Source organism: Fusobacterium ulcerans (assembly GCF_003019675.1).
GTDB lineage: Bacteria > Fusobacteriota > Fusobacteriia > Fusobacteriales > Fusobacteriaceae > Fusobacterium_A > Fusobacterium_A ulcerans.
The window spans coordinates 807,580-826,422 of sequence record NZ_CP028105.1 but is presented as its reverse complement, the minus strand read 5'-3'; the positions used below and the strand labels follow the sequence as shown (position 1 = coordinate 826,422).

The following is an 18,843-nucleotide window of genomic DNA, read 5'->3' as shown; positions in this document are numbered from 1 at the left end:
TGACTATCGAGAAGATTTATGGTAGCATATATCTTGATAAAGTGTCAGAATAATAATTTAAAGAGAGGAAAATTGTAGATGATAGGAGATTTGTTAAAAAAGATATTTGGTACTAAAAACGATAGAGAAATAAAGAGGATAAGGAAGATAGTAGATGTTATCAATCAGCTTGAGCCTGATTTTGAAAAACTTACTGATGAGCAGCTAAAAGCAAAAACTGCTTACTTCAAAGAAAGATTAGCTAAAGGTGAAACTTTAGATGATATTCTACCTGAAGCATTTGCAACAGTAAGAGAAACATCTAAGAGAGTTTTAGGACTTAGACATTACGATGTTCAGCTTATTGGTGGAATAGTACTTCATGAAGGAAAAATCACTGAAATGAAAACAGGAGAAGGAAAAACTCTTGTGGCAACATGTCCTGTATACTTAAATGCCCTTACTGGAAAAGGTGTACATATTATAACTGTAAATGATTATCTTGCTTCAAGAGACAGAGATATGATGGGAAGAGTTTATGACTTCCTTGGATTAAATTCTGGAGTAATATTAAATGGTATATCAACAGAGCAGAGAAAACAAGCTTATAACAGTGATATTACATATGGTACAAACTCAGAATTTGGATTTGACTACTTGAGAGACAACATGGTAGGAAGTATAGAAGAGAGAGTACAAAGAGAACTTAACTACTGTATAGTGGATGAGGTTGACTCTATCCTTATAGACGAAGCAAGAACACCACTTATTATATCTGGTGCTGCTACTGAATCTATCAAATGGTATAAAGTGTTCTATCAAATAGTTTCAATGTTAAGCAGAAGCTATGAAACTGAAGGAATCAAAGATGTAAAAGCTAAAAAAGAAATGGATATTCCACCTGAAAAATGGGGAGACTATGAAGTTGATGAGAAAGCTAAGAACATTGTTCTTACTGAAAAAGGTGTAACAAAAGTTGAAAAACTATTGAAAATAGACAACCTTTATTCTCCAGAAAATGTAGAACTTACTCATTATCTGAATCAGGCTTTAAAAGCTAAAGAACTTTTCAAAAGAGACAGAGATTATCTGGTAAATGGTGAAGGACAGGTAATAATAATAGATGAATTTACTGGAAGAGCTATGGAAGGAAGAAGATATTCAGATGGTCTTCACCAAGCTATAGAAGCAAAAGAAGGAGTGAACATAGCTGGAGAAAACCAAACTCTTGCATCAATCACACTTCAAAACTATTTCAGAATGTATGAGAAATTATCTGGAATGACTGGTACTGCTGAAACAGAAGCGGCAGAGTTTGTCCATACATATGGATTGGAAGTTGTAGTTATCCCTACAAATAAACCAGTAATGAGAAAAGATCATCCAGACTTGGTTTTCAAGACACATAAAGAGAAAATAGATGCAATAATAAATAGAATAGAAGAATTACATAGAAAAGGACAGCCAGTACTTGTGGGAACTATTTCAATAAAAAGTTCTGAAGATCTTTCTGAACTTCTTAAAGCAAGAAAAATACCTCATAATGTATTAAATGCTAAATTCCATGCTCAAGAGGCAGAAATAGTAGCACAGGCTGGAAGATTTGGAACTGTAACTATTGCTACTAACATGGCAGGTAGAGGTACTGACATCATGCTTGGAGGAAATCCTGAATTCCTTGCTGTAGAAGAAGTAGGAAGCAGAGATGCTGAAAATTATGCTGAAGTACTGGAAAAATACAGAGTACAATGTGAAGAAGAAAGAGAAAAAGTTATGGAGCAAGGAGGATTATTTATCCTTGGAACTGAAAGACATGAATCTAGAAGAATAGATAATCAATTAAGAGGAAGAGCAGGTAGACAGGGAGACCCTGGAGAATCAGAATTCTATCTATCTCTTGAAGATGACTTAATGAGATTGTTTGGTTCAGACAGAGTTAAAACTGTAATGGAAAAATTAGGACTTCCAGAGGGAGAGCCTATTACTCACTCAATGATCAATAAGGCAATAGCTAATGCGCAAAATAAAATAGAATCTAGAAACTTTGGAATCAGAAAAAATCTTCTTGAGTTTGATGATGTTATGAACAAACAAAGAGGAGCTATCTATGCAAGCAGAAATGAAGCTATGGTAAAAGATGATCTTAAAGAAACAGTTTTACATATGCTTAAAGATACTATTCATTCACAAGTAACAGAGAGATTTGTTGGAGAATTTAAAGATGACTGGGATATTATAGGGCTTGCAGAGTTCTTAAATGAAAAATACGGATATGAAATAACAGATTTAACTGAATATAAATCTACAAGTATAGAAAATTATGCAGAAAAATTGTATAATGATATTGTAAAAGAATATGATGAAAAAGAAAATAGAATAGGTTCTGATCTAATGAGAAGACTTGAGAAATATATACTGTTTGAAGTAGTTGACTCAAGATGGAGAGAGCATTTGAAATCATTAGATGGATTGAGAGAAGGAATTTACCTGAGAGCATATGGACAAAGAGATCCAATAGTAGAATATAAACTTCTTTCTGGAGAACTTTATGAGCAAATGCTTGAAACAATAAAGGAACAAACAACTTCATTCCTGTTTAAAGTTATAATTAAGAGTCCAGAAGAGGAAGAATTAAAGCCAAAGGAAGAATCGCTGGGTAAAGTAAATTATAATACTGAGGATGAAGAAGAGGATAATAATCAACCAAGAACTTCTGAAAAAATAGGAAGAAATGATCCTTGTCCTTGTGGAAGCGGAAAAAAACATAAAAACTGCTGTGGAAGAGTGTAATCAAAAATTAGGAGGAACTAAATGAAAAAGTTATTTTTAGGTTTATTGATTTCAATGTTTTTTATTTCTTGTAGCTCTATGGAAAAAGGAAGCTCTTTAGAACAAAAATACAACATAACAAAAGCTTCAGCTAAAGAATGGGATAAAACTATAATCAACGTTATTGAGGGAGAAGCACTTATTGAAGACTGGTATGGAGACGAAAATCCTATTATGTATTTGAGAAAAACTGGAAAAATGAGTGAAAAGGATTTCCAATTCTTATTGTCATTAGAGAAAAAAGATGTAACTGAGATAACTGATGATGAGTACGATCAATTTTTAGGTTTAGTAACAAAATATAATAAAAAAATGCCTAGAAAATTCTTCTTGGAAAATGAAAATATCAAAGATCCAAAAGGATTAGTTGATAGAATGGTAAGAGAATCATTTGTTAGAATGCAAAATCCATCTAATCATATTAAAGATGTAGTTGCTACTGAAGATGAGTGGAATAAAATAGTTGCATTTTCAAAACAAACAGATCTAAATGAAAAAGATACTAAGCAGTTAAGAAAACTTCTTAACAAATTCATCAAAAGAGATGAATTCTTCTCTACAGAAGTATGGTACAACAGAGAAGTTTCTGCTAGAATGATAAAAATAGCTAATATTAATGCAAAAGATAATAAAACTGCTATAGAAAAAAATAATATAAATGCTAAAGCATTATATATTGCTTACCCTGAATATTTCTCAAAATTGGATAAATGGGATAACTAATAAATAAAAGAATAATATAACAAAAAGGTGGGGCGTCTGTGGGAAAATAGACGCCTTTCTTTACTAAATATACAAGAGGTGAGAGTTTATGGAAGTGGATATGCATATACATACAATAGCTTCTGATGGAACTTTCACACCAGAGGAAGTTGTAAAAAGAGCAAAATCATTTGGTATGAAAACAATAGCTATAACAGATCATGATACAGTAGATGGACTGGCAGAGGGTAAAAAAACTGCTGATGAAGTGGGAATAGAATTTATACAAGGAATAGAAATATCATGTAATGTTGATAATTTGGAAGTGCATATACTGGGATATTTTCTTAATCTCGAAGATGAGGAATTTCTTGCTGAACTGGAAGAATTAAAAAAGGCAAGGGAAAATAGAAATAAAAAAGTAGTGGAAAAATTAGAAAAATGTGGTATAGTGATGGATATGGAAAAGGTTAAAAATATGGCACCTGGAAATATTATTAGCAGAGTCCATATAGCAAACTATCTAGTAGAGATAGGGGCAGCTGCTTCTAAAAATGATGCTTTTGAAAAGTATCTTGGAAAAAATGAAGCAGCATATATTCCAAAAGAAAATTTTCCACCAGAGAGAGCAGTAAGAATGCTTCATGCAAATGGAGCTTTTATATCTATGGCTCATCCAAAGCTGATTACACAAAATGATGGGCTTTTAGAAAATATGATATCAGAACTTAAAAAACTGGGGCTTGGAGGACTGGAAGCAATTTATGGTACTTTCACTCCAGCAGAAAAAAGAAAATATAAGAAAATGGCAAAAAGACATTCTCTCTTAGTAACTGGAGGATCAGATTTCCATGGAGCTAACAGAGAAGGTGTAGATATAGGAGACACTGGATTGGAATATTCACAATTCAGATTGATAAAAGAAAGAAACAGCAGATAATTTTTTGAATATATGGGAGGAACTTATGATTATAGTAACTGGAGCAGCTGGAATGATTGGAAGTGCATTTGTCTGGAAGCTGAATGAAATGGGAATCAATGACATTATAGTAGTTGATAAATTCAGAACAGAAGAGAAATGGCTTAATTTAAGAAAAAGAGATTATGCTGATTGGGTGGATAGAGATGATCTTTTTGAATGGCTTTCAAATCCTGCAAATGCTGAAAAAATAACAGGAGTAGTACATATGGGGGCTTGCTCTGCAACAACAGAGAAAGATGGAGACTACCTTATGTCAAACAATTATGGATACAGCAAAAAATTGTGGGAATTTTGTGCTGCAAGACAGATAAATTATGTCTATGCTTCATCAGCAGCAACTTATGGAGCTGGAGAACTTGGATATAATGATGATGTAACACCTGAAGAGTTAAAAAAACTTATGCCTTTAAATAAATATGGATATTCTAAAAAAATATTTGACGACTGGGCATTTAAACAAAAAATAGCTCCAAAACAATGGGCAGGAACTAAATTCTTTAATGTATATGGACCACAGGAATATCACAAAGGAAGAATGGCTTCAATGGTATTCCATACATTCAACCAGTACAAAGAAAATGGTGGAGTAAAACTTTTTAAATCGCATAAAGAGGGATATAAAGATGGGGAACAGCTAAGAGATTTCGTTTATTTGAAAGATGTAGTAGATGTTCTGTATTTCTTATTGACAGAAAAAATAGAATCTGGAGTATATAATATAGGAACAGGAGAAGCTAGAAGTTTCTTGGATTTATCTATGGCTACAATGAGAGCAGCATCAAATAATCCTGAACTTGCTCAGGAAGAAGTAATTGAGTTTGTACCTATGCCAGAGGATTTGAGAGGAAGATATCAATATTTCACTCAGGCAACTATGGAAAAATTAAGAAGAGCAGGATATGTAAAAAAATTTCATTCATTAGAAGATGGAGTAAAGGATTATGTACAGAACTATATGGCTAAAGAAGATCCATACTTATAGGAGGAAAAAATTAGATGAATCCATTTTTGATTGTCATAATTCTAGGAATAGTAGAAGGGATGACAGAGTTTCTTCCTGTAAGCAGTACAGGGCATATGATATTAGTGGAAAAATTTATAAACAGCAGTTTTTTCTCTAAAAATTTTATGGATAGTTTTTTAATAATAGTTCAGCTTGGGGCAATACTTGCAGTGGTAATATATTTTTGGAAGGATATAAATCCTTTTGTAAGAGAGAAGGAAGTATTTGTGCAGAGATTCAGACTTTGGGCAAAGGTAGTGGTTGGAGTATTTCCAGCTGCTGTAATTGGACTTCTTTTGGATGACTATATTTCTGAATATTTTATGGGAAATGTAGTGGTAGTAGCTATGACACTGATATTTTATGGAATAATACTTATAGTTGTAGAGAAATGCTATACAGGAACAGCTCATATAGATTCCTTTCAAAAATTGGGATACAAAACAGCATTTACAGTTGGACTTTTCCAATGTCTTGCTATGATTCCTGGAACTTCAAGATCAGGAGCAACTATCATAGGAAGTTTGCTTTTAGGGCTTTCAAGAGGAGTAGCAACAGAATTTTCATTCTTTTTAGCAATACCAACTATGTTTGGAGCTACATTGCTAAAGCTTATGAAAAACGGGCTTAAATTTTCTCCTGTTGAATGGCAGTTATTAGGAGTGGGTTCTGTAGTTTCTTTTGTTGTGGCATATCTTGTTATCAGATGGTTTATGCAGTACATCAAAAAAAGAGATTTTGTTTCTTTTGGAATATATAGAATAGTATTAGGAATAGTAGTATTGTTCTTTATATTTATGTGAGAGTGATCTGATGAAAAAATTGATTTCTATACTGTCTGCTGTTTTTATAGCAGCAGCTTTGATTAACTTTATAGGAGTATCATATTTTAAACAGGCAAATATCTCATCATTTAAAAACTATTCTACATTTTATGAGAAAAATATGGAAAAGTTTGATACTCTTCTGAATGATGAAAAGATATCAGAAGAAACAAAAAATGAAATAAAAGAATTAACAGGAATGTATAAAGCTTTTAAATCTAATGGAATGAAAAATTCCAAAGAGATGATAGAGTTTCATATAGGAAGTATAAGAAAAGGAACTCCTACTATTGGAACATATTATCAGCTTTATAAATTCGGCAGACATCTTGATGAACAGGTGAAAGCTGGAGAAAATATACTTAAAAATATAAAATAATAAATATTGGGGAAGCTAAAAACATTTCATTTGTTTTGTAGTTTCCCTTTTTATTTATATATAATATTTATTGTATTTGTAATATGTATATAAAGATGATAAAATTTAGATATAATTTTAAAAAATAGACTGAGATAATTTTTATTGTATTTTGAATTGAAATAGGGGGTAGTTATGTATAAAAAAACTTTAATGATATTGTTTGCTCTTCTTTTAACTAGTGCTGTTTATTCAGCTCCGGGAGAAGATAACGGGTTGGAAAGAGAAAGATTACAGTATGGAAAGGAATATATTGTAACTGGAAAGATAAATGATGTATCTGGGGTGGGAGAAGTAACAGTGAAGCCAGATATAATAATTACAAATTTTGAACTTATGACAGAGGCTGATACATTGGAGAAAGCTTCAGAAGAAAATGCAAAGTCTATGAATGATCTGAAAAAATATCTTCTTTCAATAGGAGTAAAAGAAAATGATATTGAAACTTCAAGATATGCTAAAGGAGAAAAGGTAGAAGAAAAATTAAAAGATGAAAAATCAAATATATATAAAACAACATTTCAGGTAATTATTACTATGGAAAATGATAAATTCTATCCAGCAACAGATATACTGAGCAAAGAAAATATTATAGAGCTTAAAAATATAAACAGCGACTACAAGAAAAACTTCTATTTTGTGATAGAATCATTTGATAAAAATAGAGAAACATCGAGAAAACTTGCAAAAGAAAAGTATGACAGAATAGAATCATCATTGAAAAAATTAGGAGTTCAGGATGTGTCTATATTCAACTATAATGTAGAGGAAACAAAGGAAACTGAGAAGAAAAAAACTTATACAATAACTCATGCTTTTAAAGTAAAAATGAGTTCATCAGTAGATATGGGAAAATTACTGAAAAAATGTGAAACTCTTAGAATAAAAAATCCGGGAAGTATGACTTATGATATTTCTGAAGAATTAAGGGATAAAGCTACAATGGAAGCTTATGAAAAAGCTATGAATAATTTGTATGAAAAAGCAAAGGTTATAATAAAGAACAGAGGTTATGAACTTGGAGATGTAACTGTTTGGGACAGAACTCAAAGTGGAAGAGATTATCTTCCTGTTCCAGCTCCAGCTGTTATGATGAATCAAAACAGAGTTAATGCTAAATATTTTGTAAGTCAAGCAGATTCAGACTCTACAGATATACCATTTTCAACTGCTCAGGAAATGAAGATAACAGCGAGAGTGTCAGCAAGTTTTGATATCATAAATAAAGTTAAATAAAATAAGATTTGAGATTGACTTATAACTACTAGAAATATAATTTTAGAATTTTTTCAGATTTCTAAAATTTATTTTAGTTTTTTAGTCAATCTCTTTCTTTTTTTTAAGCTTGCTAAGTTTCAAAAAATGCTTTAATATATAGATATAAATTATATAATGGAGGGAAAAATATGAGTTTAAATAGAAAAGATATAAAACTTTTAGAAAAAATAAATAATAATATTTTCCCTATAAGTTCTCTGGCAGAAAAATATAATGTCAGCGAACGAAATATAAGATACAGTGTAGAAAATATAAATTTTTATCTTAAAAAAATGAAGCTTCCAGAAGTAATGATAAAAAAAGGAAATCTTGAATTTTCTATAACTGATATTGAACTTGAAAAATTTGTAGAGGCTTTAGATATGAGTATGTATGTTTTTTCTCAAGAAGAAAGAGAAGAATATATTCTTATAAATTATCTGTTTAGAGATAATGTAAAAATATCAGAGATGGAAGCAGACTTAAAAGTCAGCAGAACCACTATAAAAAAGGATATCAAAGATTTAGAAAATTATCTTGCTGAATTTGAACTTTATTTCCATAGAGATGAAAATAAAATGGATATAGCAGGAAAAGAAAAAAAGTTAAGACATTTAAAATTATTAAAAATGTTGGATCATATTGAGATAAAAAATAGAGAGATAGCTTTTATAAAGAAAAAGTATCTCAGTGAGAAAGAGGAGCAAAAAGTAATAGCTGAGTATGTAAAAGGATATGATGTAAAAAAAATAGCTGATGTAATTGATGAGATAGAGGAAAAACTTGAAGCTCACTTTACCAACGAATTTAAAAATATAATAGCAATATATTTTATAGCTACATTTGAAAGAATAAAAAATGGACATATAATTACACAAAAAAATAACAGTGATTTTTTAAGAAAACTTGAAGAGTATAAGAAAATAAAGGAGGTTCTTGAAAAAGTTATAGACAAAAATCAAGAATATGAAATGCTCCATCTTACAGAATATTTTTTGAGTGGATTTTATAATGATACTTTTTCTGAGAATATTCTCATATTGGAAAGATTCATTTCTAAAGTTTTGGAAAATCTAGATATGGAAATGAAAACAAATCTTCTTAAAGAGAGAGAATTAATAGATAAACTTTTGAAGTATCTTCTTCCAGCTATTTATAGAATAAAGAATAATTTTTATTTAAATAAATCTCTTGATTTTAATGAAATAAATATAGAAATTTTTAATAAGGTAAAAGAGATTGCAGAGAAAAACCAGCATCATCTCAAAGAACCATTGAGAGATGAAGAGATATTCTATGTTTCAAAATATATAGAGGAATATTTAGAGCAGAAAAAAAATAAAAAAATATCTTTAAAAGAGCTTTTAAAATTGGTACAGCAAAATGCAAGGGATGTAGATGACGACCTTTTAGCTGAGGATATAAAAGAAAAATTTGGCATGTTTATAGATGATGACAGAGAAGAAGAGACAGACTATGGATTGATAAGACTTTTAGGAAGAAATCGTATATATGTTTCCCATGAGAGAATAACTTTCAGTGAAGCTTTAGAAACTGGTCTGAATATTTTATTGAAAGAAAAATGTATAAAGGAGAAGAGTATATATAATCTAAAGGATATGGTAGAAAAATTTGGAAGATATCTCTTCATAGATAAAAGAATATTATTTTGTTATGACAAGGAAAAAGAAAATTGTTTGAAGCCGGGAATAACTCTTATAGTTTCAAAACAAGGAATAAAAGTAGATGAAGAGGAAGATGCAGATATCTTATTTCTTCTTGCAGCCAGAAACAAAATAGAACATTTGAAAGTTATATCTGAATTAATAAGATTGATAGAGAAGAAAAAACTTCTCAATGAAATAATTGGATTGGAAAAATCTGATGATATAAGAAATAAAATAAAAAAACTTTTAAAAGAATAAAAAAATAAATAGGAGACAGCTGAAATAGATTAGAATGATCTGTAGTAGCTGTCTCTTTTTTATATAATTTTATGGTAAAACTTTTTTTCAAAAAAATATGAAAAAGTATGTATATTAACTTTAGGAGTTTATTGAGATATAATAGCTATAAAATAAAAGACTTTGGAGGAAAAGATGAATAAAAAAGTTAGTTTTTGGGAATTTTTTCAAGGATTAGGAAAAACATTTATGCTGCCAGTATCACTATTAGCAGCTTGTGGTATCATGTTAGGGATAGGAAGTTCATTTGCAAGTTCAGTAACAGCTGAAATACTTCCATTTTTAAAGAATCCTATTCTAAAAATATTCTTTGAATTTATGGCAACAATAGGTTCATTTGCATTTTCAAATTTACCAGTTATGTTTGCAATGGCTATACCATTAGGACTTGCTAGACAAGATAAAGGGGTAGCAGCATTTTCTGGATATGTGGGATTTGCTATGTCGAGCTTATCAGTTAACTTCTTCTTAAAAGCAACTGGGACTTTAGCTACACCTGAAAATATGAAAGCAGCAGGGCAGTCTATGGTTCTTGGTATTCAAAGTATTGATGTAGGAGTTCTTGGTGGAGTTTTAATCGGTATAATCGTTTATAAAATTCATGACAGATACTGCGAAATCAAACTTCCTGATGCACTTGCATTCTTTGGTGGAGCAAGATTTGTACCTATTGCTACAGCAGTAATAGTTGGAGTTATCAGTTTATTAATTCCATTCATCTGGCCTTTCTTTAATAATATGATTATGGGTGTAGGAAAAATGATAGGAAAAGCTGGAGCTTTCGGACCATTCCTTTTTGGAGCTGGAGAAGGGTTGCTAAGACCATTTGGATTACATCATATATTAGTTGCTATGATAAGATTTACACCAGCTGGTGGAGAGGCAGTAGTAAACGGAGAGGTTGTTTCAGGAGCTCTTACAATATTCTACAAACAGTTTGCTGATGGAATACTTGATCCTAATGTAACAAAATTCCTTTCTCAAGGAAAAATGCCTTCATATATGTTTGGACTTCCAGCAATAGCTTTAGCAATATATAATACTGCAAGACCTGAAAACAGAAAAAAAATAAAAGGACTTCTTGCTTCTGGACTTGTAGCATGTGTAATTGGTGGAATAACAGAGCCGTTAGAATTTATATTCCTTTTCTTATCACCAGTTTTATATGTTTTCCACTGTATCATGGTTGGACTTGGATTTATGATGATGGGAATATTAAAAGTAGCAATTGGAAATACTGATGGAAACCTTATAGACTTTATAGTATTTGGAGTATTACAGGGAACAAGAACAAAATGGTACTTAGTTCTTTTAGTAGGTGCTGTGTGGTTTGCAGTTTATTATACAGTATTCAAATATGCAATATTGAAATTTAATTTAAAAACTCCAGGAAGAGAAGCTATAACTGAAGGAGATAATGTAAAATTAGGTGGATATGATGAAGAAAGAATGTTAAAAGCTCTAGGTGGAAAAGATAACATTGTTTCTCTTGATAACTGTATCACAAGACTTAGAATGGTTGTAAAAGATATGTCAGTTGTAGATTCAGATGAAATAAAAGCAACTGGAGCAATAGCAGTAGTAAAATTAGATGATACAAATCTTCAGGTAGTAATAGGACCTCAAGTACATGTTGTAAAAAATAAATTAGAAAAATTAATGAAAAAATAATCAGAATGGTGAGAATAATGAGATTTGATGAAGTAAAGGATAGAAGAGGGACTTACTGTACTCAATGGGATTATGTAAAAGACAGATTCGGAAAGGATGATCTTCTTCCTTTCACTATATCAGATATGGATCTGGAATCTCCAGAAGAGATAGTAGATGCTCTTATAAAAAGAATAAATCACAGAATATTTGGATACAGCAGATGGAATCATGATGATTTTAAAAATTCCATTGAGGGATGGTATAACAGAAGATTTGATTTTCAGATAGATAAAGAGTGGATAGTATACAGCCCGAGCGTAATCTATGCAGTATCAAAATTTATTGAAATGAAGTCTAAAAAAGGTGATGGAGTGTTGATAAATACTCCGGGATATGACGGATTTTTTAAAGTGATAGGAGATAATGAGAGAAAACTTCTCACTTCATCATTGAAAAAAGTTGAAAATGGATATGAAATAGATTTTGATGATTTTGAATCTAAATGCAAAGAAGCAAAAATATTTCTTTTATGTAGTCCTCATAACCCTACTGGTAAAGTATGGACTGAAAAAGAACTAAAAAAAATGATAGAGATATGTAAAAAGTACAATGTTTTCATAATTTCAGATGAGATACATATGGATATAATTTATAGAGGGAAACATAAACCTATTTTATCACAGGCAGGAGATTATATAGATAATATAGTTTTATGTACATCAGCTTCAAAAACTTTTAATATACCAGCATTGTGCGGATCATATCTGTTTATAACAAATCAAAGTGACAGAGATGAATTTTTAAGAATATTAAAAAATAGAGATGCTCTTTCATCACCTTCAATACTTGCAGTAATAGCTACAATAGCAGCATATGACAAGTGTGGATACTGGGTAGATGAACTGGTAAAATATACAGAAAATAATATAAAATATGTAAAAGAGTATCTGGAAAAAAATATTCCATTATTAAAATGTGAAATTCCACAAGGTTCATATTTTGCATGGATAGATTTTTCAGGATTAGGGATTTCAAATGAAGAGTTTCAAAAGCATCTTATTGATATTGGGGGAGTAGCAATAATGCCGGGACTGACTTACGGAGAAGAGGGAAGATACTTCTTGAGGCTTAATGTAGGATGCTCTATTAAAAAAGTAGAAGATGGGTTACAGAGAATAGAAAAGGCAGTAAATCACATACTGAGTATAAAAAAATAATCTTTTTGTATATTGAAAAAAGGGTTTAAGCCCTTTTTTCTTTTACATAAATATAAAATAAAAAACGGATGACTTCTAAATTATGTTTATATTAGAAGACATCCATTTTTATTGTTAGTTATTTATCTCCCGGATAAAATTTTGGATTTGAGAAATAATCTTTAGTCTGCTCAACAACTTTAGGGAATAAAACAACCAATGCTATCATGTTAGGAATAACAACTAATCCCATAGCCAAGTCTTGAATAGTCCAAACAAGGCTGATTTTAGTGATTGATCCAATAATGCATAGGAAAGGGAACACATATCTGCATTTAGCAGTTACTTCAGGACCAAAAGCATAAGTAAAACTTTTAGCAGCATTGAACCATTGTCCCATTAAAGTAGTGAAACAGAAAATCAATAAAGATAATGTTGCAGCATGCTTCAATGGTGACCATACAGTACCAAATGCTTCAATAGCCATAACAGAACCAGGAGTATCTGTTTTGTAAAGTCCAGTAACTCCAACAATAAGAGCTGTGATAGTACAAACTATGATAGTGTCTAGGAAAACTTCTGTAACACCAGCAATTCCCTCTCTGCAAGGATGTTCAACTATTGCAGAACCATGGGCAAAAGGTGCAGTTCCTTCTCCAGCCTCATTAGAATACATACCACGAGTGATACCATATTGAAGAGCTCTTGCCATAACATATCCACCAGTACCTCCAGCAGCAGCTTTTAAAGAAAATGCTTCTCTGAAAATAGTAGCAAATATAGCAGGAACCTGATGTGCATTTAATAAAATAACTAAAATTCCAGCACATATATAGAAAATCGACATTATTGGAACAAGAGCAGTAGCTATATTAGCAACTCTTTTTAGTCCTCCAAGAGTAATAGCCATTAGGAGGCAGATCAAAATTATTCCAGTAATATAAGTAGGAATATTGTAGTTAGAATTTAAAATTCCAGCAATAGTATTAGACTGAACAAGGTTTGCTCCCATCATTTTTGTACACATAAGTACAGCAATAACTACTCCAAGCCAAGGCATTTTCAGTCCATCTCTGATATAATACATAGGTCCACTCAAGATATTTCCTTCTGAGTCTTTTCCACGATACAGCTGAGAAAGAACGATTTCTCCATATTTCAAAGCCATTCCGAAAAATGCAGCTACCCACATCCAGAATACAGCACCCATACCACCAGCAGTGATAGCAGTAGCTATACCAACAACATTTCCTCCACCTACATTTCCAGCAAGAGTTACCATCATTGCTTTGAAAGAAGGGATAGATCCTTCACCTTTTTCCTCATTTCTAGATTTAAAAGATTCAATAAGTGTTTTCTTCATGATAAACCCAAAGTATCTTACTTGGATAAAACCATTTGTAAAAGTATAAAGTATTCCAAGTCCCAATAAAATAAAAACAAGCCATTTTCCCCATATTATTCCATTGATTCTCTCCAATAGAAATTCAAATTGGTCCATATTAACTCCTCCCAGTGTTTTTATATAAAAATTTATTTATATTCTTTAATTATTTTTCCTGCCAGATCAGGAAAATTTCCAATGATAATATCTATTCCTTTTTCAATAAGATAACGCATATCTTTTTCTTTATTTACAGTATATGTATTTATTTCTATTCCATATTTTTTGATTTCCTCTATAACTTCAGGAACTAAATTATAGTGAACAGGATGGTAGCATTGAATACCTAGCTCATGAGTATATTTACCAGCATCTACAAACCAAGTTTCAGATAAAAGTCCATATTTTAAATCAGGAGCTATTTTTTTCATACGAAGGATACTGTAATGGTTGAAGCTTGATATTATAACTTTTTTCTCCAATTTATATTCCTGTATAAGTTCCCATACTTTTTCTTCAATACCAATGTATTCAAGAATTCCTGTTTTAAGTTCAATGTTAGTTACAATATTTTTATCTTTTACAAGTTCTAAATACTCTCTCAGTGTAGGAATCTTATTAAATCCCATTTGACCACGATAGATAAATGAAGCATCAAATCTGCATAACTCTTCATAAGTATAATCTGCTGCTAATCCTTTTCCATCTGTAGTACGATCTATTGTTTCATCATGGATAATAATTACCTCTCCATCTTTAGTGAGCTGAACATCAAGTTCTATTCCATCAGCACCAGCTTCTATAGCTTTTTCAAAAGCAAGCATGGTATTTTCAGGGTATTTTCCACTAAATCCTCTATGAGCAAAATTCTTTGTCATTTTATCTTCCTCCAATTCTTAAAAATCACCTTTTAGATAATAATATATTTTTCAAATTTTTACCAGTTTTTTTACAATATTTTTACAAAAAAAATAAACTAAAATAAGTCCATGGCTTTCCATAGATTTATCTTAGCTTTCACTTTTCTCCGCCAACATATTAAATTAATACTTAATGATTGAAATTGTACCAAAAAGAATCAAATTTGTCAAAAATAAAAATAAAATTTATAGAGCAAATTGAAACAAAAATAAAGTTTTAAAATTTATTTTTCTTAATTAAAGTTTATATAAAAATAAAAAAATAAGAGGATAATAACAACATATTTCAAATAATTAATATAGAATAGTGAAAAAATAAAATTTAATTTTTTCTGAAGGTTAATATAGGGGTATATGGTTAAAATTCATTAAAACATATTGACTTTTATATAAAATTGAGTTACTATGAAATAGGGGTATACCCTATAATGAAAAATCAGGAGGGATAATTTATGAAAAAAGTAATAAAAATAGATGGAATGGGTTGTCAGAAATGTGTGGCACATGTAAAGGAAGCTTTAGAGGGATTAGATGGAGTAGAATTGTTAGATGTAAAAATTGGAGAAGCATCTGTTGATATCCCAGAGGGATATGATTTTAAAAAAATAGTTGAAGCGCTGGATGATGCGGGATATGAGGTTGAGGAATAATGAAAAAGAGTTATCAGCTTGGCGGCGTGAGCTGCCAAGTTTGTGTCAATAAGATAGAAAAGAAACTATCTAAATTAGATGGAATGAAAGAAGCCGTAGTAAATCTTTCTACAGAAAAACTTTCAGTGGATTATGATGAATCTCTATTGAAAGATGAGACAATAATGGAAGTTGTAAAAAAATTAGGATATGAAATAGAAGAAGAATCAGACTTGAAAGATGTGGAGCTAGATATAGACGGAATAAGCTGTCAGGTCTGTGTTAATAAAATAGAAAAAAAAGTTTCAAAGCTTAATGGAGTAAAATCAGTAATAGTAAACTTAGCAAACAGCAGAGGAAAAATTGTTTATGATTCAGATGTTATTAAACTTTCAGAAATCCTTGAAGTAATGAAAAAAATGGGATATACTGGAACAAAGCATGAGGAATCTTCTGAAAACCTAAAGGACAAAGAAAAGGAAGAACATCTAAAAAGGGAGTTTTTAGAATTTAAAATAGCAATTGTTTTTTCTGCTATTGTTTTTTACATAGCAATGGGAACAATGGTAGGACTTCCAGTTCCTTCTATTATTTCACCTGATATCAATCCACTGAATTTTGCAATTATACAGTTTATACTTGCTCTGCCAGTGGTATATATAGGAAGAAGATTCTATACTGTAGGAATTAAACAATTATTTATGAGAAGTCCAAGTATGGATTCTTTGATAGCTACAGGAACAGGATCAGCTTTGCTTTATAGTATTTATGGAACTTTTAAGATAGCAGAAGGGAATTATCATTATGTACATTCTCTATACTATGAATCAGCAGTAGTTATTCTTGCTCTTATACTTTTAGGGAAATATCTGGAAGGTGTAAGTAAAGGAAAAACTTCAGAGGCTATAAAAAAACTTATGAGTTTAAAAAGCAAAAAAGCCAACCTTGTAAGAAATGGCGAGATAGTACAGGTAGATATAGAAGAAGTTGAAAAAGGCGAGGTTCTTTTAGTAAAACCTGGAGAAAGTATCCCAGTAGATGGAAAAGTAATAGATGGAAACAGTACAGTAGATGAATCTATGCTTACTGGAGAGAGTATTCCAATAGATAAAGCAGCAGGAGATATAGTCTATGGTGCAAGTATCAACAAAAATGGAAGTCTTAAAATAGAGGCAACAGCAGTTGGTAAAGATACTGTGATATCTAAAATAATAAAACTGGTAGAAAATGCTCAAGGTTCAAAAGCTCCTATTGCTAAAATAGCAGATAAGGTATCAGCTTATTTTGTTCCAATAGTAATGATTATAGCAACAGCAGCAGGAATTATCTGGTATTATCTAGGAAGTCGTGGTATTGTAGAAATAAATAATACTCCTTCTATCTTTGCACTTACTATTTTTATTTCTGTAATGGTAATTGCATGCCCATGTTCATTAGGACTTGCTACTCCTACAGCTATAATGGTAGGAACAGGAAGAGGAGCAGAATTGGGAATATTGATAAAATCTGGAGAAGCTCTGGAAAAAGCTCACAAAGTAAATACTGTAGTTTTTGACAAAACAGGAACATTGACAGAAGGAAAACCAAAAGTTACAGATATTTTGACTATGGAAGGGTACAAAGAAAATGATACTTTACAAATAGCTGGAGCTCTTGAATTACACTCAGAGCACCCATTAGGAGAGGCTATTGTAGAAGAGGCAAAAAATAGAGGACTTATATTTCCACAAGTAAATGATTTTATTTCTATAACTGGACAGGGAGTATATGGTAAAATAGAAGAAAGTGAAGTTTTGATAGGAAATGTCAAACTGATGAAAGCTAAAAATATAGAAATAACTATGAAAAAAGAATTGGATGAACTGGCATCACAAGGAAAAACTCCAATGTATATGGCTATAGATGGAAAATTCTTAGGTATAATAGCAGTTGCTGATGTAATGAAAGAAGAAGCTGTGGACACTATCAAAGAATTGAAAGAAAAAGGATATAAAATTGGGATGATTACTGGAGATAATAAGATAACAGCTGAAGCAATAGGAAAACAAGTTGGAATAGATATGATATTTGCTGAAGTAACACCAGAAGATAAATATTTGAAAGTAAAAGAATTACAGGAAGAAGGATATAATGTAGCTATGGTAGGAGATGGAATAAATGACTCTCCAGCTTTGGTACAAGCTGATGTAGGAATAGCTATAGGAGGCGGAACTGATATTGCTATGGAAAGTGCAGATATTGTATTGATGAAGAGAAATCTAAAAGATGTACTTACAGCAATGGATTTAAGCAATGCTACTATAAGAAATATAAAGCAAAATTTATTCTGGGCTTTCATTTACAATACTTTAGGAATACCAATAGCTGCTGGAGTGCTTTATCCTTTCACAGGACATCTTTTGAATCCTATGATAGCAGGAGGAGCAATGGCTATGAGTTCTGTTTCAGTAGTAACTAATGCATTGAGGCTTAAAAACTTTAAAAAGCAGTAACAAGGGGGATCAAAGATGGAGAAGCTAAAGAGAACCTGCATATCTGACGAATGTATGAGCAAAGAATGTCCAGCATTCAAAAGGAAATTAGAAGCGAGGATAAACAGGATAGAGGGACAAATAAGAGGAATAGGAAAAATGCTTGGTAATAAAGTCGGATGTGATGATGTTCTTAATCAGATATCATCTGTAAAATCTGCCTTAAATGGAGTGTCAAAATTAATACTTGAATCTCACATAAGAAATTGTGTAGTCAATGATATAAAAGCAGGAGCTGAAGATGAAATAATCTCTGAACTTGTACAGACACTAAATAAAATGATTGATAAAACAAGTAAAAAAATAAAGGAAGATCTGCCTGAAATGATAAAAAAGATAGAAATACAGGTAGGAAAGATAAAAGAGCTTGTAGAAGAAGAACATTGCAACGAAGTATTAAATGAGATATCTCTAGTAAAAGGAGAACTTGATGGAGTGTCAAAATTAGTACTTGAATCACATATAAAAAATTGTATAGTAAGGGATATAAAATCAGGAAATGAAGACAGAGTCATCACAGAACTTTTATACACTTTGAATAAAATGATTAAGTAAGGAAAAGATTTTTGATT

General features: G+C 31.0%; 15 protein-coding genes. 13 read left to right on the top strand and 2 right to left on the bottom strand.

All coding sequences use genetic code 11. From position 1 onward, the window contains the following. Window positions 1–78: 78 nt before the first annotated feature. The 10 genes from secA (at window position 79) to C4N20_RS03695 (ending at window position 12,828) form a co-directional block, all read left to right on the top strand. Window positions 79–2,769 carry a preprotein translocase subunit SecA gene (gene secA / locus C4N20_RS03740; RefSeq protein WP_005980732.1) on the top strand — a complete coding sequence of 897 codons (2,691 nt, stop codon included), beginning with the start codon at window positions 79–81 and terminating at the stop codon, window positions 2,767–2,769. A 21-nt stretch (window positions 2,770–2,790) separates the two neighbouring features. Then, the gene (locus C4N20_RS03735; protein WP_005980733.1) at window positions 2,791–3,531 is read left to right on the top strand and encodes a hypothetical protein; all 741 of its coding nucleotides are present in this window, start codon (window positions 2,791–2,793) and stop codon (window positions 3,529–3,531) included. A gap of 88 nt (window positions 3,532–3,619) precedes the next feature. Continuing rightward, window positions 3,620–4,450 (top strand): PHP domain-containing protein, encoded by an 831-nt coding sequence (locus C4N20_RS03730; protein WP_005980735.1) that lies wholly within the window; start codon window positions 3,620–3,622, stop codon window positions 4,448–4,450. Between the two features lie 25 nt (window positions 4,451–4,475). Next, window positions 4,476–5,474, top strand: a complete 999-nt coding sequence (gene rfaD / locus C4N20_RS03725; RefSeq protein ID WP_005980737.1) for an ADP-glyceromanno-heptose 6-epimerase — start codon at window positions 4,476–4,478, stop codon at window positions 5,472–5,474. A gap of 14 nt (window positions 5,475–5,488) precedes the next feature. After that, a complete protein-coding gene (locus tag C4N20_RS03720) occupies window positions 5,489–6,298 on the top strand; it encodes an undecaprenyl-diphosphate phosphatase (RefSeq protein WP_005980739.1) in 810 nt (269 codons plus the stop codon). A gap of 10 nt (window positions 6,299–6,308) precedes the next feature. Then, window positions 6,309–6,698 (top strand): hypothetical protein, encoded by a 390-nt coding sequence (locus C4N20_RS03715; RefSeq protein ID WP_005980741.1) that lies wholly within the window; start codon window positions 6,309–6,311, stop codon window positions 6,696–6,698. A 174-nt stretch (window positions 6,699–6,872) separates the two neighbouring features. Beyond that, window positions 6,873–7,973: an SIMPL domain-containing protein gene (locus C4N20_RS03710; protein WP_005980743.1), complete on the top strand. Its 1,101-nt coding sequence runs from the start codon at window positions 6,873–6,875 to the stop codon at window positions 7,971–7,973. Window positions 7,974–8,143: 170 nt separating this feature from the next. Further along, entirely contained in the window at window positions 8,144–9,919 is a 1,776-nt protein-coding gene (locus tag C4N20_RS03705) for a BglG family transcription antiterminator (RefSeq protein WP_005980745.1), read from the top strand. Window positions 9,920–10,093: 174 nt separating this feature from the next. Next, window positions 10,094–11,629, top strand: coding sequence for a maltose/glucose-specific PTS transporter subunit IIBC (malX, locus tag C4N20_RS03700; protein WP_005980747.1), 1,536 nt, complete (start codon window positions 10,094–10,096; stop codon window positions 11,627–11,629). Between the two features lie 17 nt (window positions 11,630–11,646). Further along, window positions 11,647–12,828: a MalY/PatB family protein gene (locus C4N20_RS03695; protein ID WP_005980749.1), complete on the top strand. Its 1,182-nt coding sequence runs from the start codon at window positions 11,647–11,649 to the stop codon at window positions 12,826–12,828. 118 nt (window positions 12,829–12,946) lie between these two features. On the opposite strand, the gene C4N20_RS03690 is transcribed toward C4N20_RS03695, so the two are convergent. Together C4N20_RS03690 and C4N20_RS03685 are read right to left on the bottom strand one after the other, a co-directional pair. Further along, window positions 12,947–14,308 carry an alanine/glycine:cation symporter family protein gene (locus tag C4N20_RS03690; protein ID WP_005980753.1) on the bottom strand — a complete coding sequence of 454 codons (1,362 nt, stop codon included), beginning with the start codon at window positions 14,306–14,308 and terminating at the stop codon, window positions 12,947–12,949. 32 nt (window positions 14,309–14,340) lie between these two features. After that, window positions 14,341–15,069: a glycerophosphodiester phosphodiesterase gene (locus C4N20_RS03685; RefSeq protein ID WP_005980755.1), complete on the bottom strand. Its 729-nt coding sequence runs from the start codon at window positions 15,067–15,069 to the stop codon at window positions 14,341–14,343. A 494-nt stretch (window positions 15,070–15,563) separates the two neighbouring features. Here C4N20_RS03685 and C4N20_RS03680 point away from each other — a divergent pair, with 494 nt between their 5' ends. From C4N20_RS03680 to C4N20_RS03670, 3 genes are read left to right on the top strand one after another with little or no spacing between them, the layout of a single operon-like run. After that, window positions 15,564–15,761, top strand: coding sequence for a heavy-metal-associated domain-containing protein (locus tag C4N20_RS03680; protein WP_005980758.1), 198 nt, complete (start codon window positions 15,564–15,566; stop codon window positions 15,759–15,761). Further along, the gene (locus C4N20_RS03675; protein ID WP_005980760.1) at window positions 15,761–18,232 is read left to right on the top strand and encodes a heavy metal translocating P-type ATPase; all 2,472 of its coding nucleotides are present in this window, start codon (window positions 15,761–15,763) and stop codon (window positions 18,230–18,232) included. Before C4N20_RS03680 ends, C4N20_RS03675 begins: the two co-directional genes overlap by 1 nt. A 15-nt stretch (window positions 18,233–18,247) precedes the next feature. Beyond that, a complete protein-coding gene (locus tag C4N20_RS03670; RefSeq protein ID WP_005980762.1) occupies window positions 18,248–18,826 on the top strand; it encodes a metal-sensing transcriptional repressor in 579 nt (192 codons plus the stop codon). Window positions 18,827–18,843: the final 17 nt, after the last annotated feature.